A 19,704-nucleotide genomic window follows, 5' to 3' on the forward strand; every position below is an offset into this window, starting at 1 on the left:
CGTTAAATGATAACTAATCGAAATACCTACTTGTGTCGATATCTGTGAATTCTTTGTCGTTAAATCAAATAAACAACTCTCTCCATCATTGTTCTCATCACAAACTACATAGTTGCTTGGTGTGGTGACTAATGGTAAACTTGGTTGAGGATTTACTACAATGTTAGCCGATGATGGTGATGTACAACCAAATGCATTGGTAACTATAAAAGTATAAGTGTTCGCATTAGCAGTTACCAATCCTGTTGCTGAAATACTTACAACTCCTGGATTAAAGGTATAGGTGTTTGAAGAGTTGTATCCTGTGATTTGAAAACTTCCTGTGGCTGATATACATGTTGGTTGCGTTATCGCACCAACTGTTGGCGCACTTGGCGTACTTGGTTGAGGATTTACTACAATATTGGCCGATGATGGTGAGGTACAACCAGATGCATTGGTAACTGTAAAAGTATAAGTATTCGCATTGGCCGTTACTAATCCTGTTGCTGAAATACTTACAACTCCTGGGTTAAAGGTATAAGTGTTTGTTGCATTGAATCCTGTAATTTGAAAACTTCCTGTGGCTGTCGTACATGTTGGCTGTGTTACCGAACCAACTGTTGGCGCACTTGGCGTACTTGGTTGAGTATTTACTACAATATTGGTCGAAGATGGTGAAGTACAACCAGATGCATTGGTAACTGAAAAAGTATAAGTATTCGAATTAGCAGTTACCAATCCTGTTGCAGAAATACTTACAACTCCTGGGTTAAAAGTATAGGTGTTTGCAGCATTGTATCCTGTGATTTGAAAACTTCCTGAGGCTGTTGTACATGTTGGCTGTGTAACCGAACCAATTGTAGGAGCGCTTGGCGGACTTGGCTGAGCATTTACTACAATATTGGCCGAAGATGGTGAGGTACAACCAAATGCATTGGTAACTGTAAAAGTATAAGTGTTTGCATTGGCTATTACCAATCCTGATGCTGAAATACTTACAACTCCTGGGTTAAAGGTATAAGTGTTTGAAGCATTGAATCCTGTGATTTGAAAACTTCCTGTGGCTGTCGTACATGTTGGCTGTGTTACCAAACCAATTGTTGGCGCACTTGGCACACTTGGCTGAGCATTTACTACAATGTTAGCCGATGATTGTGAAGTACAACCAGATGCATTGGTAACTGTAAATGTATAAGTGTTCGCATTAGCCGTTACTAATCCTGTTGCTGAAATACTTACAACTCCTGGATTAAAGGTATAAGTGTTTGCAGCACTGTATCCTGTAATTTGAAAACTTCCTGTAGCTGTCGTACATGTTGGTTGAGTTACCGAACCAACTGTTGGCGCACTTGGCGCACTTGGTTGAGCATTTACTACAATGTTAGCCGATGATGGAGAGGTACAACCAGATGCATTGGCAACTGTAAAAGTATAAGTATTCGCATTGGCAGTTACCAATCCTGTTGCTGAAATACTTACAACTCCTGGGTTAAAGGTATAAGCGTTTGAAGCATTGAATCCTGTGATTTGAAAACTTCCTGTGGCTGTCGTACATGTTGGCTGTGTTACCAAACCAAAAGTTGGTGCGTTTGGTGTTGAACATCCGTAATAGTTGGTACATAGCGAAGTTAGAGAACATGCAGCACTTAAAACTACTGTTTCAACAACAACGTACTGTGTATTTGGTGTTAAACCATACCATTCTGGATTAAAACCTGAAGCAACTCCATTTGCATTAGTTACAGAAGGAGCAATAGTAGAAGCTACATTACAAGAAGTTACTAAAGGCCTAATAACTGCAGATCTAGTAATACAAAGTCCGGGAGAACTAGTAGCTTGTTGTGCAATACCAAGAAAACCAGAAGCATCTGAGACTACTAAATAATAATTAGTAAGTGTCGTGTTTGTCGCTTGTGGTGTCCAAGTATTACATGAACTTGCTGAAAAATTCAAATTAGTATAATTTGACACACCAACTATAGGACAAGTTGGAGTAGCGCAAGCACCACAAGCATTATTTACAATCGTTGCACAAGAAAAAGAGGTTGATGTAAAACAAGTTCCCAAGGCACCTGTTGGAGTAAGTGTAATAGTTACACTATCTCCAGAATTTAAGGAGTTTAGACTGTAAGTTAATACATTTCCTATAGTACCAACATTTATGGGTGTTGTAGCATTGACTTGATAAGAAATAGTATATCCTGTAGCACCAGTTGCAGCAGTCCAATTAAAAATAACTGATGTAGTTGTTGAAGTTCCACAGCTTATAACGCTACTTGAAGAAGCCGTAACATTCACAACAATTGGCACTCTTACACTTTCACAACCACCAATTGTTTGACTAACATAATATGTTGTTGTTCCAACTGAAGTAGTTAAAGGAGTTGGTGCAGTTGTACTAGGAGTACCACCAGTTGCATTAGTTCCATACCAATTTAAAGTAGCTCCAGATAAGGCAGTCGCTGTTAGAGCAGAAGCTGCGGCATTTTGGCAATAATTAACTGGCGTTGTTACAATTGGGGCAGCTGGCAATGGTGGAGTAACGCAAGTACCCCCATTGCAATTACCGGTTGCAGAGCCCGAATTAATTGATGACGCTAAATTTTGAACCCAAGTAACTGAACCATCTTGTTGTCTACTTAAAGGACTGCCTGCGGAAGGATTTGCACCTCCATATCTTATAATTGTTGGATTTGAAGTGTTTAATTGAAAAGGTGTTTGTAAAGTAACAGCGGGACTTCCAGTTGGCAAACATAATGGACTTGTATTATAATCAGATGCGTTTGAAGTAAGATTAGCGGCACTTGATGACCAATAAACACAGTCAATAGCCACACCAGCTGCATCATAAAGCGCACACCATCCATCTGTATTTGCGAGTACAAAATTCCCATTATACAAACAATAATCTGCTGCTGCTAAAGGAATATCAACATTTCCAAGTGCAGCTCCTGCAGGATTTGCCGAAGCTAAAACTATATGCCCTCCAACAGGTATAGTGGCAGCGGCAACATTTGGAATTCTAATTGTCCCACCAGTATTTATTGTTCCAATGGTTTGCTTCATAGCAATAAAATAACCAGAAACATTAATAGGCAAACAACCCTTATTATAAAGTTCTATATACTCTTGACTACTATTATAAATTAGTCCGTTCGGAGGTGTATTTACAGTTCCTGGAGGACGAACCATTAACTCATTAATAACAACCTGAGCATTTACTGAAAAAGTAAATGAAATGAGTAAAAAAAGTAGTAGATTTCTTTTTATAAAGCTTAAAAATGGCATTTGATGTAGAATTTGGATATATTTAATAAATCAAATATATTTTTTTTTAAAAAATACCATATAAATTAAAGGCAATAAAATATTTCAGTAAACAAATGTAAGAAAATGTAATTTTTAATTAATTGAATTTCAGATTTTTAAAAAACCATAAAGTAAATAGAACAATCTGATTAATTAATAATTTTATTCAGAAATATTGGAATAAAAACCTTCAAAATGTTCTGAGAAATATTTATCTGCGTTTTTCTTATTATATAATTGTTGTGCTGTTTTTACATCAGTAGGAACAAAACAAATAAAATACTTTTTAAATATATCTTTAAATGACAATTTTGATTTTAAGAAAATCATATCGTTTATTCTTATATTTTTCTCATTTATTTTTAATTCAAAATGTCCGCTTTCATTAAAAAACAACAACTCTTGAGTTAGCTTAAAATCACTTTCTTTATTCCAATAATCTACCATTCTAAATTTTGCAATTGCCATATCTTGATGAGTTAGCATAACATTTTGCTTCTTAGCATAAGAAAATAGCATCCAATATAATAAAGGCTGCAATAATTTAGAATTTTCATTTGTTTCGGTATACTCTTTTTGAAACTCATCAATAAATGTTAAAGTCAAATAAAATAGTTTTTTATCTTGATTATAGCCTATTTCAACTTTTAAAACCTCAGCTATCTCTTGAGAATTTGTATTCTTATCTTTTATAATATTATTTTCCAAAGAAGGCTTATTAGTTAATGAAAAATACAAAACAGAATAGTAAGTAGCAATCAGAAAAACAAACTGTGAAAGAAAAATTATAAAAAAAGCTAAAAAGAAAGGATAAAAAAGACTTAATGCTCCTGGGAGCATTTTTGACAATGGCAATAATATTTGCGTTAATGAAAACATTGATATCACTATCGCTATATAGGTTAACATCCATTTCCCAAAACCTAACTCCTTATACGAATGACTAAGAATATAACCTATTGACGCTATACAAACTATGGAAAATATTGAATCTAATCCAACTATAATCAGCCTCGACAGAAAATTAAAACTATCACCAATTTTATCCGTTATCGTAAAAAAACAAACTACAAGGGAAAAAACAATAAAAACATTTATGACCCACTTTTCTTTTTTAACAAAATATAGAGTAAACCTATTTTTCTTTTTAATCGGAAAAAATGCCAAACTCAAAAAAAGAAAAAGATTATTCATAGAAGATAATATCCTGTCATTTATTATATAGGATAATGTAAACTCTTTTAAATCAAAAAATTTATATAAGGCAACAACCGACCATGAAAAAATAGCAAATATTACAAACAACAATCCTTGATTTATGTGTTTAAATTGTATATTTTGTCTACTTTTTTTCGAATGAGAATACCATAAAAGATATAAATAAGAAGCTATTGAAAAAGTAATTCCAAATAAACCAAGTAAATAAAACTGTTTAAATGTCATAAATGTTTATTATTATCTTTAAAAAACAAATATAGTTTTATTTTTATTACTTAACAATCAAAAATTCTGAACGTCTGTTTAATATATTTTGCTCTTCAGTACATAAATTACCACAATTAACTATTGGCTCTAATTCTCCCATTCCTTTTCCAGATATTCTGCTAGCATCTATGCCTTTAGAAATAATATATTGAACCGTAGATTTTGCTCTTCTATCTGATAATGACAAATTGTATTCATTACTACCTCTGTTATCAGTATGAGATTTAGCCATAATAACCATTTTATCATTATTTTTCATAACTTGAATCAACTTATCTAACTCAAAGGCGCCTTCTTGAGTGATGTTACTCTTGTCAAATTCAAAATAAATTGGTTTTAAAATAATCTCAGTTTCTGTTACAATAACATCTATTGGTTGCAACGGAGCATCCATTTTGGACGTTGGCCCTTTACTTTTAGTTACTGTAAAGATATTGCCTTCGAAACCATCTTTTGAAGCTTGTATCAAATAAACTTTATCACACTCTACTTTATAATTCACCTCGCCTTTTGCATTAGACACTTCAGTTGCAATTACATTTTTTTTCTCATCTAAAATAGAAACACTAGCATTAGTAAGAATTTCACTAGTTTTTGCATTAGTAACCACGATATTGATATCAACGCTACAAATCTGGTTTACTATATAGATATCATCATTTCCATTTCTATTACTTGACAAGAAACCAACTTTTTTACTTTCGTTAAATGTGAAAGCAAAATCATCCTTCTCTGTATTTATAGGTTTTCCTAGATTTGTAGCTTCTCCATTTGTCAAATCAATTTGGTAAACATCTAATCCTCCCAAACCTTGTCTTCCGCTTGATGCAAAAAACAAAGTTTTATTATCATCTGCAATAAAAGAAAAACTCTCATTTCCTTCAGTATTTACTTTGTTACCTAAGTTTTGGGGCTCACCAAAAGAACCATCTGCATTCACAACTGCTTTCCAAATATCAACTCCACCAATACTTCCTGGTCTGTTGGAAGAAAAGTATAATGTTTTGCCATCTCTACTTAGACTTGGATTACTAGTAGAATAGGTTTTGTCATTAAATGATAATGGCGTAATTTCTCCCCATACACCAGCATTTTTAACCGCTTTGAATAAATATATTTGACTTAATTTAGTGTTAGCCTTTTTGTCTTTTTCAGATATTTTTTCTTTAAAACTTTCACTTGCAAAATACATAGTATTTCCGTCAGTACTTATTGTAACTGGACCATCATGCCATTTTGAATTCAATTCAGAAACAGCTGTAGGATTGATGATGGTTCCATCTTTATTAAAATCTGCTTTGTAAATATCTAAAAAAGGTTCATCGGTCCAACCATAGTTTTTACGCGCACCATTTCTAGCACTAGCAAAATACAAAATGTTATCATAAAGTACTGCGCCAAAATCTGATTTATCACTGCTAATATCCGATGATTTCACATCATATATTTTTGATTTTCCAAGTAATCTTGGAATATAATTAGGGTTTTCTTTGAAAGCTTTAGCACGATTATCATTTGGTGAAAGTGAAGCAAATTTTTGCATTTGTTTGTTCGCTTCTTCATATTTATTACTAGCTTTCAACATTTGAGCATAACGAAAATATGTCTCAGCATCTTGATTGGTCTCTATTGCTTTGGCATACCATTTAACCGCTTCAGTTGAATTAAACATGTTGTAATAAGTATCAGCTAATTGTTTGTAAACATAAACATCTGCTTTTCCGTTATCAACTAACTTTAGATATTCTTTAGCAGCATCAAAATATTCAAATCTATTGAATAATTTATCAGCTGCTTTGGTTGCTGCATTTTGTGCAGACACATTAAAACTAATGGCTACAAAAGTAATGGCTATATATAGATTTTTCATTTTTTTGGTATCTTATAAGGTTAGAAATATCTTGGTGAACGTGATACTTTTTTAGAGAAATTCAAATCAAATAATATCATAAACTCATGAGAAGCTGGCGCTACTGCCCTTAAATCAGATACAATGTTATCATAGGCATATCCGATTCTTAAACTTGGTGTAATAGCAAAATTCACCATAGCTCCAAAAGAGTCTTCCAATCTATAAGTTGCTCCTAATTCTAACTTATCATAAAACATAAAGTTAGTTGAAACATCAAAAGATGTTGGTGCGTTAACTGATGATTTTATCATAGCAAAAGGTTTGAATTTTAAATTCGGATTCAAATCAAACACATATCCTCCAGTTAAGAAATAATGAATAACTTCGGTACCATATTGTCTTCCGTTAAAATCTAAATACTTTGATTTTAAAATATTTGGAACAGAAAAGGCAACGTAATATTTATTGGTATAATAAAAAACTCCAGAACCAATATTTAAAAAAGTACTACTTGGGTTTGCAGCATAAAACGGATCATTTATAGTAGGATTAGGCAGTGTTGGATAAATTCTTGCAAAATCAATTTTATGCAACGTAGTTCCAGCTTTTAAACCGAAAGCTAATTTATGTTCACCACCTAAACTTAAAGTATATGAGAAATCTCCATAAATATTATTTTCTTGAACAGGACCAACCTTATCTGAAATTACAGAAAGCCCCAGACCAACATTTCTACCAACAGGACTATGAATAAAGAAGGTGCCTGTTGTTGGCACTCCTTCTATTCCAACCCATTGTGATCTATAAAGCAATCCTCCTGACAAACCTTCTTTTGAACCAGCATATGCCGGATTTACGACACTCATATTATACATGTATTGCGTGTAATTTGGATCTTGCTGCGCTTTTAACTCGTTAATTACTAAAGTCAATATAGCAATGAAATATAGTTTCTTCATTTTGTGTTTGTTTGATTTTGAATACAAATTATACAAAGGATTATTGTGCTCTATTGATATAAATCCAACCCGTTATGGCTTCTCCATTATTTCTGTCTATTACATAATAATAAGTACCATCTGGAAGTTCGTCACCATTATCAGACTTTCCACCCCATTCGTTTGTATAATTACTTTTTGAATATACTTTCATACCATATCTATTGAAAATTTGTAAATATTTAACACCTAGATTTGACAATTCAAAAACATCATTAAATCCATCATCATTAACAGAAATCCCTTTTTGAATTGAACAAAAATCATTTACAACAACAAATTGAGCATTATTATTACAATTATCTGAGTTAGTTGCTACTGCAGTATAAGTACCTTCATTTGTTATCACAATTGAATTCCCTTGACCAATCATTACATTATTATAAAACCATTCAATTGAGTTAATATTTTGATTTTGTTGAACAATATTCAAAACATAATTTTCGCCATCACATCCACCAGATATTGTAAACTGAGGAATTGGATTAATTGTAACCGTTAAAGTTGCATTTAGCGAACATTGTCCACTGTTTGGTGTGAAAGTATAAACTGTCTGTCCAAGTATTGCATAATCTATTGTAGATGGATTCCAAGTTCCAGAAATGGAATTATTTGATAATGTTGGCAGCAATACTTGTGCTGAAACATTTCCTTGACAGGCTGTCAAACTTGTTCCAAAACTGAATATTGGTGTTGTTTGTGGAGTTACAGTAACTGTAAATGTTGTAGGAGTTGCACATTGTCCAGCATCTGGAGTAAAAGTGTAAGTTCCGTTATTGGAATTGTCAACTACAGCAGGAGACCAAGTTCCTATGATTGAGTTTGATGATGTATTTGGCAATGTTGGCACCGCTCCACCTGAGCAAAGAGTTAATGAAGTTCCAAAACTAAATGTTGGTGTTGTTTGTGGAGTTATTGTAACTGCAAAAGTTATGGTTGTTGCACATTGTCCAGCATCAGGTGTAAAAGTGTAAGTCCCATTATTTGTATTGCTTACTGCACTAGGTGACCATGTTCCTGTGACTGAGTTTCCTGATGTATTTGGCAATGTTGGAACTATTCCACCTGAACAAATCGTTGATGAAGTTCCAAAACTAAATGTTGGTGTTGTTTGTGGAGTTATCGTAACTGTAAAAGTTGTGGTTGTTGCACATTGTCCAGCATCTGGTGTAAAAGTATAAGTTCCGTTATTTGTATTACTTACTGAACTTGGCGACCAGGCTCCTGTAATTGAGTTTCCAGATGTATTTGGTAATGTTGGAACTGCTCCACCTGAACAAATACTTAATGAAGTTCCAAAACTAAATGTTGGTGTTGTTTGTGGAGTTATTGTAACTGTAAAAGTTGTGGTTGTTGCACATTGTCCAGCATCTGGTGTAAAAGTATATATCGTTTGTCCAAGTAATGAATTATCTATTGTAGATGGATTCCATGAACCAGAAATAGAATTATTCGATAAAGTAGGCAACAATACTTGTACTGAAACTCCTTGACATGATGTTAAACTGGTTCCAAAACCAAATGTTGGTGTTGTTTGTGGAGTTATTGTAACTGTAAAAGTTGTGGTTGTTGCACATTGTCCAGCATTTGGTGTAAAAGTGTAAGTTCCGTTATTTGTGTTACTTACTAAACTTGGTGACCATGTTCCTGTGATTGAGTTTCCTGATGTATTTGGCAATGTTGGCACAACACCACCTGAACAAATATTTAAAGAAGTTCCAAAACTGAATGTTGGTGTTACATTTGGAATGTTATCAATCACCGTAACACAAAATTGCTGCGTACAATTAGTATCCAAATCGGTTACGACAACACAATAATTTCCTGCACATAAATTGGTAGCTGTTGCCGAAGTTTGAGTTTGAGGATCGTTCCATAAATAACTATAATTCCCAGAACCTTGTGTAACACTAACTGTTGCACTTCCGTTGCATGTAGAAGTAGGTGGTGTATCACAAATTCCATTATTACAATTTATCAAATTAATACTTCCTGGAATGTCTCTTTGCCATGCTCCACCGTCAGGTATTCTACTAAATGTATTTCCTGTTGAACTTAATCCTTGTAATGTAGTTTGTCCAACATAATTGATTAACGTTGGATTCAATTGATAAATAGCTTTAGCAGAAAATAATGACAAACTATTTGTATTACATAAACCAAGAGATGAAGGAATACAGGGCGCATCATCTAAATCATCATCTGTTGTTATTTTTGAGCTTTCATTCGCACCAACTGTCCAATAGATGGCATCTACTGGAGTTCCATTACCATCGTTGAGAGCAACCCAACCATCACCATTGGCTAATACAAATTGATTAATAGTACAATAGTTAGATGTCAAAGTGGTATTATAATCAATGTTTGTAGGATTTGAAGAAGCAGTAGAAGTTCCAATTACATAATGCGCTTTTGGAGCAAGAATAGTACCTGAAGGAATTAGTATTGTTCCTCCTCTTGAAAGTGTACTTCCAGGATTTGAATTTGGTCTTGCTGCTGTTGCAATGGTATAACAAGATAAATCTACTGGAGAACATGTTGGATTGTAAAGCTCAATGTATTCTGTACCATTAGCAACTAATCCTTGGGCTGTTAAGGGAAAATGCATTACTTCATTTATAACTACTTTTGTTCCTGTTGGCGTACAGCCTGATGAACTTGCGCTACAAATTGTATTTGGATTTGTATTTATTCCACCTGTAATTTCTTGATTAACTACAAGTGTTAAATTAGTAATTATAGCACATTGATTTGCATCTGGAGTAAAAGTATAGGTTGTGGTTGTTGTATTGTTTATAGCTGGCGTCCAATTCCCTGTAATTCCATTATTTGAAGTAGTAGGTAAAACAGTTGCAGGAATAGTTTCACCAAAACAAAATGGGTTAGGAGTACTAAAAACCGGAGTAATTATTGGATTTTGTAATGAGATACTTGAAGGTAAGGTCGTATTACAACTATTGATTACAAAACTAAAATTAGAATAGGTACCAATGCCTAAATTAGGAATGATAATTTGTCCACTAGCATTAGAAGTTAAGTTATTTGGTCCAATCGGTGATGAATTAAAATTATAGCTTAGTGCATATACTTCATTTGCTGTTAAACCTGAAATTGTAATACTTCCATTAGTACCATTACAAGTTGTTGGATTAGAACTGCTTATTGTTGGCTCTGCAATTATGCTAAAATTAGCTTTATAATTAGTACCTCCGTTATTCAAAATAATAGTATCATCACATTGAGAGGTAGAATTAAAATCTCCGGTTACATCATAGTATACTTCTAGGATATAATCTCCAGGCGGAACGTTGGTTAAATTAATTGGAGCATCACATCCAGGTTGGGATACACATTGCCATTTTTGCTGTCCTAGAGCACAAGGACCACCTCCAATAATAAACTCACTTGTACCAGTATTGCAATCACTAAAAAAAGATAAATTTCTTGAAGTAAATGCACCTCCAGTTCCTGAATTTAAATAATAACGATAATACATTTTGGCACCACATACATTAGTGGTTAGATTTTTATAAGTTTTTACTTCTGAACCTCTCAAAATTAAAGTTGAAGAGTTTTGAATATGTACTCCAAAATCTTTTATAAAAGTATTACCAGGCTCTTGATTAATTAAATCAACTCCAGCTCCAGTAGTATTGTAAAATTTACCATTTCCTACATCTGTACAATCATCCATCCATATTGCAGTAGCATATGCCCCAAAATCACAATTATTAACCGTTATGCTTAGCGTAGTTGTTGATGCACATTGACCAGCATCTGGCGTAAAGGTATATGTTGTAGTTGTTGTATTGTTTAAAGCAGGACTCCACGTTCCTTGAATTCCATTATTTGATGTTGTTGGAAGTGGATTTAAAGTTGAACCAACACAAACAGGACTTGGAGTGTTAAAAGTAGGAACTACAGAAGAATTTACAACCACATCTATTGATTTAGTGTCTGTACAACCATTGTTGTCTGTAATAGCAACAATATAAGTACCAAATTCCAAAGATGTGACATTGTTCAATGTTGGATTTTGACTACTACTAGTAAAACCATTAGGCCCTGTCCAAGACCAACTTGCGCCATCATTACATGTTAAATTCAATGTTCCGTTGGCACAAACTGGGGAATTACTACCTAATGTGGCATTAAGTACACAATTAGAACAATCTAATGAAGCACCAACTGTTTCAATATAAAAAGGAGAAACTGATGCTCCTGAACCATCAACTATGAAATAATAAAAATTTCCAATTGTTAATCCACTTAAATTAAGTTGATTATTTTTTGTAGAACCATTTGTATATTGAGGTGTAGAATAGGTATCATTACTACTTAATGCAGGACAACCTCCATTTAGAATAGTATTATCAGTTGGTGTACAAGGATTGTTATCAGCACCTGCATTTATTGCTAAAATCTGTAAATTACCAGTAATAGCAGATATGGTTATTCCTACAGAAGACTGCGCAGCTCTAAACTTAAACCAAGCAGAATTGTTTTGAGCAGCATTCCAACTACAAGAAGCAGTGTTTGGATTGTACATATCTCCTGGTTGATTGGTGAAAGCATTATTAGATGCAACTATAATCTCAGCTGAACCTAAACAATAAGGAGTAGAACAATTATCATAACTATTAAGTGTTGTATAATCTTGAACAGTGAATGGTGACTTGAATACTAAATCTACTCTGTTAAATCGTCCACCAGTTGCTGTTGATGTTTCTGTTATGGTTACAGTCCATACACCGTTTGGATCAATACCATTGAATCCTGTGAAATTATCTTGGGAACGATAGTAACCAATACTAAATGGTTCAGCGGTTCCTCCATGCTCAAAAAGTCTTCTTAAATAAGTATTGTATCTAAACTTCGTATTAATTTGTTTAACAAAAGAATTTGGTAAACCACCAGACGAAACCAAATCTATACTAGTAGTTCCTTTAGTTAAAGTTATTCTGTAAGTATTATAATTTCTTGTATTAGCATCATCGCCCATGTGAAGGTTTACTTGTACCAACTCAAAAATATTTGCATTTAAGTTTGGAAGACCAGAAACCGTTACAGTTTTTGTTAAAGAACCATTCCAAGAGCCTGCGGGACTGATAGAAGAATTTGAAAAAACTTGACAAAAACTACAATAATAACTTATCAAAAGAATTAATGTGAAATAAATATTTTTTTTCATACTTAACCTATTTTATTTAAAAGATTGGCTAAAATAGTAAAGAATATTCATTACAATCCATTACAAAATAAAATTAAATATTTTAATCCTATATTTTTATATAACTTTATTAATTTATTTTTGAGAAGTTATATGTAAATTATTGTATTTTTTGTTTTAACCCTAAATAAACATAATATAAGATCAGGAAAATAAGCAAAGTAATTTTTACTTGAATAAAGAACACAACAAATAGTGTCTAACTTTTTAAGGAAAGCCCAAGATTAACAAAGAAATTTTTATCTTTTTGTAAATGAAAAAGCTTCAATCTCTTGAAGCCTTGAAATTATCCATGAACTGTTTCTGATTTTCCATAATTGGTGATTAGTTCTCCTTCAAATTCTAACCACTCAGCCCAACGTTTGTCAACATCAACTTTTTCTGTGTATTTTCTGGCAAACTTTAGAAAAGTTGTGTAATGACCTGCTTCACTTATCATTAATTCTCTGTAGAATTCTGCTAGTTTTTTATCTTCAATATTTTGAGATAATACTTTAAAACGCTCGCAACTTCTAGCTTCAATCATTGCAGAAAACAATAATCTATCAATAAACGAGTCATTTCGGCTACCATCTTTTTTCATGAACTTGAAAAGTTCATTTACGTAATGGTCTTTTCTTTCTCTGCCTAATTTTAATCCGCGCTCCTTAATTATGTTGTGAACCATTTGGAAGTGTTCTAATTCTTCTTTAGCGATTTCTAACAAATCTGTAACTAATTCTTCGTGTTCTGAATTATAGGTTATGATTGTAATAATGTTTGTTGCTGCCTTTTGCTCACACCAAGCATGATCTGTTAGAATTTCTTCAATGTTTGATTCAACTATTGTAACCCATCTTGGGTCGGTTTTTAATTTTAGACCTAACATTTTTATGTATTTTTAATTTGTTGTAAAATTAAATCTTTTCTTTGTAATTGTATTTGATATTATGCTAAAATCTAAAACTTTATTAATAATTGGCTTTGTTTGGCCGGAACCAAAATCTTCTGCGGCAGGAAGTAGAATGATGCAATTAATTCAACTATTTAAAACAGATGGTTACGAAATTACTTTTGCAAGTACTGCTCAGAATTTAGAATTTTCACAAGATATTTCAGTTTTAGGAGTTTCAGCAATAACTATTGAATTAAATTCATCCACTTTTGATGATTTTGTAAAAGATTTGAATCCAAATATCGTTTTGTTTGATCGGTTTATGGTGGAAGAACAATTTGGGTGGCGTGTTTCTGAAAGTTGCCCTAACGCTTTAAAAATACTTGATACAGAAGATTTGCATTGTTTACGACAAGCTAGACAACTGGCAATTAAAGAAAACCGAGAATTTACTTTAGAAGATTTATTTTCTGATATTGCTAAAAGAGAAATTGCGAGTATTTTACGTTGTGATTTATCTTTGATGGTTTCGGAATTGGAAATAGAATTGCTTCAAAATCAGTTTAAGATTTCAAAGGATTTATTGTATTATTTGCCAATTTTTGCAGAGCGTTTAAATGAAATTCCAGCTTTTACAGAACGAAGTGATTTTGTTTTTATTGGAAACTTTTTGCATGAACCAAATTGGGATTGTGTGAAATATTTATCTGAAACGATTTGGCCATTATTACATAAGAAATTACCAGAAGCAAAGTTGTTAATCTATGGAGCTTATCCATCACAAAAAGTTTTAGAATTACATAAGCCAAAGGAGCAATTTTATATTATGGGCAGAGCAGACGATGCTTTTGAAGTGGTAAAAAAAGCTAAATTGGTTTTAGCTCCAATTCGTTTTGGAGCAGGAATTAAAGGTAAATTACTTGAAGCGATGCAATGCGGAACTCCAAGTGTTACTTCTTCAATTGGAGTAGAAGCTATGGCTGGAGATTTTGTGTGGAATGGTTTTGTAAAAGACAATGCGAATGAGTTTGTAGATGTAGCTGTCCAACTTTATGAAGATGAAAAGTTATGGCAACAGTGTCAGGAAAATGGATTTGAAATTTTAGATAAACGTTATAAAAATTCACTTTTTGAAAAGGATTTTATTGATGAAATTAATTCGCTTTTAGATAATTTGAAACAACATCGAAACAACAATTTCTTTGGTTCTATTTTGCAACATCATTTGGTTTCTAGCACTAAATATATGAGTAAGTGGATTGAGGAAAAGAATAAGAAATAATAGAGTTAATTTAATCTGATTTCTATTCAATACTTTACCTAATTAGCCCTGATTGGAGTGGCACGAAGTAGAGCGGAAAGCAGGAATATGGAAACCTAAAATGCCCGAACCATTCGCTCCAAAATAAAAAATCCCGCTCATTACTGAACGGGATTTGTATTTATAGTTCTTTTGATTACGCTAACATAGTTACTGGATTTTCGATAAACATTTTTAATGTTTGTAAAAATTGTGCTCCTGTTGCGCCGTCGATTGTTCTGTGGTCACAAGCTAAAGATAACATCATTGTGTTTCCAACTACGATTTGACCGTTTTTAACAACTGGTTTTTCGATAATTGCACCTACTGAAAGGATTGCAGAGTTTGGTTGGTTGATAATTGAATTAAATTCAACTATACCAAACATTCCAAGATTTGAAACTGTAAATGTACTTCCTTCCATTTCGTTTGGAAGTAATTTTTTGGTTTTTGCTCTTCCTGCTAAATCTCTTACACTTCCACCAATTTGAGACAAACTCATAGCATCAGTAAAACGTAAAACAGGAACTACTAATCCGTCTTCAACAGCTACTGCAACACCAATATTCACGTGGTGATTAATGGTTATTGCATCTTCTTTCCATTGCGAATTGATTTTCGGATGTTTTTTCAATGCCATTGCGCAAGCTTTGATTACCATATCGTTGAATGATACTTTGGTATCTGGCACGGAATTAATCATTGCTCTTGATTTCATTGCTTCGTCCATACTTACTTCAATCGTTAAATTGTAGTGTGGCGCAGTAAACAATGATTCTGCCAAACGTTTAGCAATGATTTTTCGCATTTGCGAATTTTTGATTTCTTCTGTCACAACTTCACCTGCTGGAACAAATGGTTTTACAGCTGGAGTTGCTTGTGCTTCTGGTTGAGAAGTCGTTTGTGTTGAAGCAACCGGAGCCGAAGCTGTAAAGTTTTCTACATCACTTTTAACAATTCTTCCGTTTTCACCAGAACCTTTTACTTGAGAAAGACTGATTCCTTTATCTTTAGCTATTTGTTTTGCTAATGGAGAAGCAAAAATTCTTCCGTTATCTGAAGTTGTTGTTTCTTGAGTTGGTTGAGATGTTACAACTGGAGTAGCAGTTTCAGTTTTTGCAACTACTGGAGCTTCACCACCTTTTGAATAGTTTTCAGCAATTCCTGTAATATCAGTTCCTGCTGGTCCAATGATAGCTAAAACGCTGTCAACTGGAGCAGATCCTCCTTCTTGAATTCCAATGAATAATAAAGTTCCTGAATTGAAAGATTCGAATTCCATGGTTGCTTTATCGGTTTCGATTTCAGCAAGCATGTCACCTTCTTTTACTGTATCGCCAACTTTTTTCAACCAAGTTGCTACAGTTCCTGTTGTCATCGTGTCACTTAAACGTGGCATTGTGATAACTTTTACACCTGCAGGAATTGCTACAGAAGCTGATGGAGCAGAAGCTGATGGAGTTTCAACAGTTGGAGTAGGTTCAGTTTTTGGAGCCGAAGCACCACCTGCTAATAAAGCTGAAATATCTTCACCTTCTTTTCCTATGATAGCTAATAATGAATCAACTGGAGCGGTTTGACCTGCTTCAATTCCGATGTGTAATAAAACACCTGAATTGAACGATTCAAATTCCATTGTAGCTTTATCGGTTTCGATTTCAGCTAAAATATCGCCTTCTTTTATTGTATCACCTACTTTTTTAAGCCAAGTTGCAACAGTTCCTTCTGTCATAGTATCGCTTAAACGAGGCATGTTTATTACTGTAGCCATAATTATAGTCTATGAGAAATGAAAGGATAATTTTCTTGTTCGTACACCACATCGTAAAGTTGTTGTGCTTCCGGGAATGGAGACTCTTCTGCAAATTTTTCGCATTCGTCAACTAAGTCTTTTACTCGTTGATCGATTGTTTCAATTTCTGCTTCAGTTGCGTATTTTTTCTCTTTGATAATATCTAGAACTTGAGTAATTGGGTCAATTTTTTTATACTCTTCAACTTCGTCTTTAGTTCTATATAATTGTGCATCCGACATTGAGTGACCTCTATAACGGTAGGTTTTCATTTCTAAAAATGTTGGTCCGTCACCACGACGTGCTCTATCAATTGCTTCTTGCATAGCTTCAGCAACTTTTACAGGATTCATTCCATCAACTGGTCCGCATGGCATTTCGTATCCTAAACCTAGTTTCCAAATATCTGTGTGATTTGCTGTTCTTTCTACAGAAGTTCCCATTGCATATCCATTGTTTTCACAAATAAAAACTACAGGAAGTTTCCATAACATAGCCATGTTAAAAGCTTCGTGAAGTGAACCTTGACGAGCAGCACCATCACCAAAATAGGTTAAAGTAACTCCACCAGTTTCAAAATATTTATCAGCGAAAGCCATTCCAGCACCAACAGGAATTTGAGCACCCACGATTCCGTGACCACCATAAAATCCGTGTTCCTTTGAGAAAATGTGCATAGAACCACCCATACCTTTGGAAGTTCCGGTTACTTTTCCGTACAATTCTGCCATTACTTTTTTAGGATCAACACCCATTGCGATTGGCTGAACGTGATTACGATAAGCGGTAATCATTTTGTCTTTAGACAAGTCCATTGCATGAATTGCTCCAGCAAGAACTGCTTCTTGACCATTATATAAATGTAAAAATCCTCTAACTTTTTGTTGAATATATACAGCGGCTAATTTGTCTTCAAATTTTCTCCAAAACTGCATTTCTTCGTACCATTGAAGGTAAGTTTCCTTTGTAATTGGTTTCATTTTTTAATGAATTACGTTGATTAAATGTATTGTAATCGTATCACAAATTGCGAATTATCAAATTTGCGAATTGCAAAAGTAAGATATTGATAGTAGAAGTAAAAATAATTCAGAATTAAAATACCATTTTTTAATAACTCTTTATTCTTAAATATCAACTATATCGTTATAGCTTACAAGGATGTTTTGTCAAATGAAAGCGGTAATAAATTATTGATAGAATTTGACTTGTATACTTCTCCTGTTTCGCCCATAAAATAGATTTCAATTGGAGTGTCTTGTCTAAATTCATATTCAGCAATTGATTGTCGACATGCACCACATGGCGGAATTGGCGATAATGTTGGATTAGTATCCGATGCAGCAGTTATCGCTAACTTAACGATTTTAGCATTTGGATAAATTGCTCCAGCTTGAAAAATTGCAACTCGTTCTGCACATAACCCAGATGGGTAAGCCGCATTTTCTTGATTAGAGCCTAAAACAATTTTACCATTATCTAATAAAATAGCAGCGCCAACTCTAAAATGAGAATAAGGAGCATAAGCATTTTTACGAGTTTCAATGGCTTGATTCATTAATGTTTGAATCTCGCCTGGCAATTCATTGATTCCGTTGAAAACCGAAATTGTGGTGTTAATATTTATTTCTTTCATTGTATATAGAGGAAAAAAAATCCAAACTTCAAAAAAATGAAATTTGGATTTGTATTAATTTTTATATCATATTATAAATCATCGTATTTATCACCAAAATTGAATGTAAGTGAAAAACGTAATGTGTTTTCTAATGGGTTTTTAACTTTTGAAGCTGAAAATAAATAAGAAACATCTACTTTAACAACATTGTATTTGAATCCAGCACCAAGTGAAAAGAATTTTCTAGCACCCTTTAAAGGACTTTCATTAAAATACCCTAATCTCATGGCAAATGAATCTTGATAAGAATATTCTGCACCAGCTGAATAAGTAAATTCTTTTAACTCTTCTGAAAAGCCACCTGGAGCATCATTAAATGATTTAAACATTCCAGAAACCCAGTTGATTTTTTTATAATTATCATTATTCTCTGATCTTTCATCAGGAGTAATATCACCATCACCATCCAAATCTGGATCTTGAGGAGTTGGAACTAAAAGTTTAGCAAATTCTACACTTACTCCAACTTTATTGTATTCGTCTAATATAAAATCAAAACCTCCTCCTAAACGCATATTGGCAGGCAAAAAGTTAGATGATATATCATTTTTAGTGTTATCATAACTAATTTTTGGACCCATATTTTGCAAGTTGAATCCCAAACGATATCTTCCATTAAATTCATTGAAAGCAATTTCTTCTGATTGATAGAAACCTGCTACGTCAACTGCAAATGAGCTTCCAGGCACTGCGTCAGTATTTACATCTGCAATTTTTAAATTTGATCTTATGTATCGACCTCCAACTGCCATACTGAAATGTTCGCTAAGTTTCAATGAATAGGAACCATCAAGTGCTAATTCATTTGGTTTAACCACATTGGCAGGATCATCAAAATTTTGTCTTAATTCGATTTCACCTAAGCTAAAAAAACGTAAACTTCCTGCAAAGGCACTTTTTTCATTAATTCTATTGTAATAATTAACTTGTCCTAACGAAATATCATTTACTAACGCCGTTAAATAAGGTGTATAACTTACTGCGAAACCTTGTTTATCTAATGCAAAAGCATATTTTGCTGGATTCCATTGCTGAGAATAAGCATCTGCGGAAGTAGCAACACCTTGATCTGCCATACCAGCTGCTCTTGCATCTGCAGCGACTAATAAAAATGGTACACCTGTAGTTATTACTCTGTCTTGTGCATTTACGTTTTGAGTTGAAAAAACAAGCAAGAGTATTAATATTAAATTATTAATCAAGC

The 19,704-nt window shown here is 33.4% G+C and carries 11 protein-coding genes; 1 reads left to right on the plus strand and 10 read right to left on the minus strand.

From position 1 onward, the window contains the following. The 6 genes from ABD771_RS06085 to ABD771_RS06110 all read right to left on the minus strand — a co-directional run. A partial coding sequence (locus ABD771_RS06085) for an Ig-like domain-containing protein (RefSeq protein WP_345092127.1) occupies window positions 1–3,270 on the minus strand: 3,270 nt, incomplete at its 3' end. Between the two features lie 183 nt (window positions 3,271–3,453). Beyond that, window positions 3,454–4,131 (minus strand): hypothetical protein, encoded by a 678-nt coding sequence (locus ABD771_RS06090; protein WP_345092131.1) that lies wholly within the window; start codon window positions 4,129–4,131, stop codon window positions 3,454–3,456. A gap of 649 nt (window positions 4,132–4,780) precedes the next feature. Then, the gene (locus ABD771_RS06095) at window positions 4,781–6,646 is read right to left on the minus strand and encodes an OmpA family protein (RefSeq protein ID WP_345092134.1); all 1,866 of its coding nucleotides are present in this window, start codon (window positions 6,644–6,646) and stop codon (window positions 4,781–4,783) included. A gap of 20 nt (window positions 6,647–6,666) precedes the next feature. Further along, the gene (locus ABD771_RS06100; RefSeq protein ID WP_345092137.1) at window positions 6,667–7,587 is read right to left on the minus strand and encodes a PorP/SprF family type IX secretion system membrane protein; all 921 of its coding nucleotides are present in this window, start codon (window positions 7,585–7,587) and stop codon (window positions 6,667–6,669) included. 40 nt (window positions 7,588–7,627) lie between these two features. Beyond that, complete coding sequence (locus ABD771_RS06105; protein ID WP_345092140.1) at window positions 7,628–12,817, minus strand: T9SS type B sorting domain-containing protein; 5,190 nt, start codon at window positions 12,815–12,817, stop codon at window positions 7,628–7,630. Window positions 12,818–13,142: 325 nt separating this feature from the next. Further along, window positions 13,143–13,724: a MiaE family protein gene (locus ABD771_RS06110; protein ID WP_298307507.1), complete on the minus strand. Its 582-nt coding sequence runs from the start codon at window positions 13,722–13,724 to the stop codon at window positions 13,143–13,145. 61 nt (window positions 13,725–13,785) lie between these two features. Here ABD771_RS06110 and ABD771_RS06115 point away from each other — a divergent pair, with 61 nt between their 5' ends. Then, window positions 13,786–15,012, plus strand: a complete 1,227-nt coding sequence (locus tag ABD771_RS06115) for a glycosyltransferase (RefSeq protein ID WP_345092143.1) — start codon at window positions 13,786–13,788, stop codon at window positions 15,010–15,012. A 175-nt stretch (window positions 15,013–15,187) separates the two neighbouring features. On the opposite strand, the gene ABD771_RS06120 is transcribed toward ABD771_RS06115, so the two are convergent. The 4 genes from ABD771_RS06120 to porV form a co-directional block, all read right to left on the minus strand. After that, window positions 15,188–16,801 (minus strand): 2-oxo acid dehydrogenase subunit E2, encoded by a 1,614-nt coding sequence (locus tag ABD771_RS06120; RefSeq protein WP_345092146.1) that lies wholly within the window; start codon window positions 16,799–16,801, stop codon window positions 15,188–15,190. A 2-nt stretch (window positions 16,802–16,803) separates the two neighbouring features. Further along, window positions 16,804–17,802, minus strand: coding sequence for a pyruvate dehydrogenase (acetyl-transferring) E1 component subunit alpha (gene pdhA, locus ABD771_RS06125; RefSeq protein WP_345092149.1), 999 nt, complete (start codon window positions 17,800–17,802; stop codon window positions 16,804–16,806). 173 nt (window positions 17,803–17,975) lie between these two features. Continuing rightward, window positions 17,976–18,458 carry a cytidine deaminase gene (gene cdd, locus ABD771_RS06130; protein ID WP_345092152.1) on the minus strand — a complete coding sequence of 161 codons (483 nt, stop codon included), beginning with the start codon at window positions 18,456–18,458 and terminating at the stop codon, window positions 17,976–17,978. 71 nt (window positions 18,459–18,529) lie between these two features. Beyond that, on the minus strand, window positions 18,530–19,699 hold the full coding sequence (porV, locus tag ABD771_RS06135; protein WP_345092164.1) for a type IX secretion system outer membrane channel protein PorV: 1,170 nt from the start codon (window positions 19,697–19,699) through the stop codon (window positions 18,530–18,532). Window positions 19,700–19,704: the final 5 nt, after the last annotated feature.

Source organism: Flavobacterium chungnamense (genome assembly GCF_039539165.1).
GTDB classification, from domain to species: Bacteria; Bacteroidota; Bacteroidia; order Flavobacteriales; family Flavobacteriaceae; genus Flavobacterium; species Flavobacterium chungnamense.

What these genes read in the sequence shown, in the direction of transcription:
- cdd (WP_345092152.1), bottom strand. Translation starts at nt 18,458, where the DNA reads ATGAAAGAAATAAATATTAACACCACAATTTCGGTTTTCAACGGAATC.
- ABD771_RS06095 (WP_345092134.1), bottom strand. Translation starts at nt 6,646, where the DNA reads ATGAAAAATCTATATATAGCCATTACTTTTGTAGCCATTAGTTTTAAT.
- ABD771_RS06090 (WP_345092131.1), bottom strand. Translation starts at nt 4,131, where the DNA reads ATGCTCCCAGGAGCATTAAGTCTTTTTTATCCTTTCTTTTTAGCTTTT.
- ABD771_RS06105 (WP_345092140.1), bottom strand. Translation starts at nt 12,817, where the DNA reads ATGAAAAAAAATATTTATTTCACATTAATTCTTTTGATAAGTTATTAT.
- ABD771_RS06115 (WP_345092143.1), top strand. Translation starts at nt 13,786, where the DNA reads ATGCTAAAATCTAAAACTTTATTAATAATTGGCTTTGTTTGGCCGGAA.
- ABD771_RS06100 (WP_345092137.1), bottom strand. Translation starts at nt 7,587, where the DNA reads ATGAAGAAACTATATTTCATTGCTATATTGACTTTAGTAATTAACGAG.
- pdhA (WP_345092149.1), bottom strand. Translation starts at nt 17,802, where the DNA reads ATGAAACCAATTACAAAGGAAACTTACCTTCAATGGTACGAAGAAATG.
- ABD771_RS06120 (WP_345092146.1), bottom strand. Translation starts at nt 16,801, where the DNA reads ATGGCTACAGTAATAAACATGCCTCGTTTAAGCGATACTATGACAGAA.
- ABD771_RS06110 (WP_298307507.1), bottom strand. Translation starts at nt 13,724, where the DNA reads ATGTTAGGTCTAAAATTAAAAACCGACCCAAGATGGGTTACAATAGTT.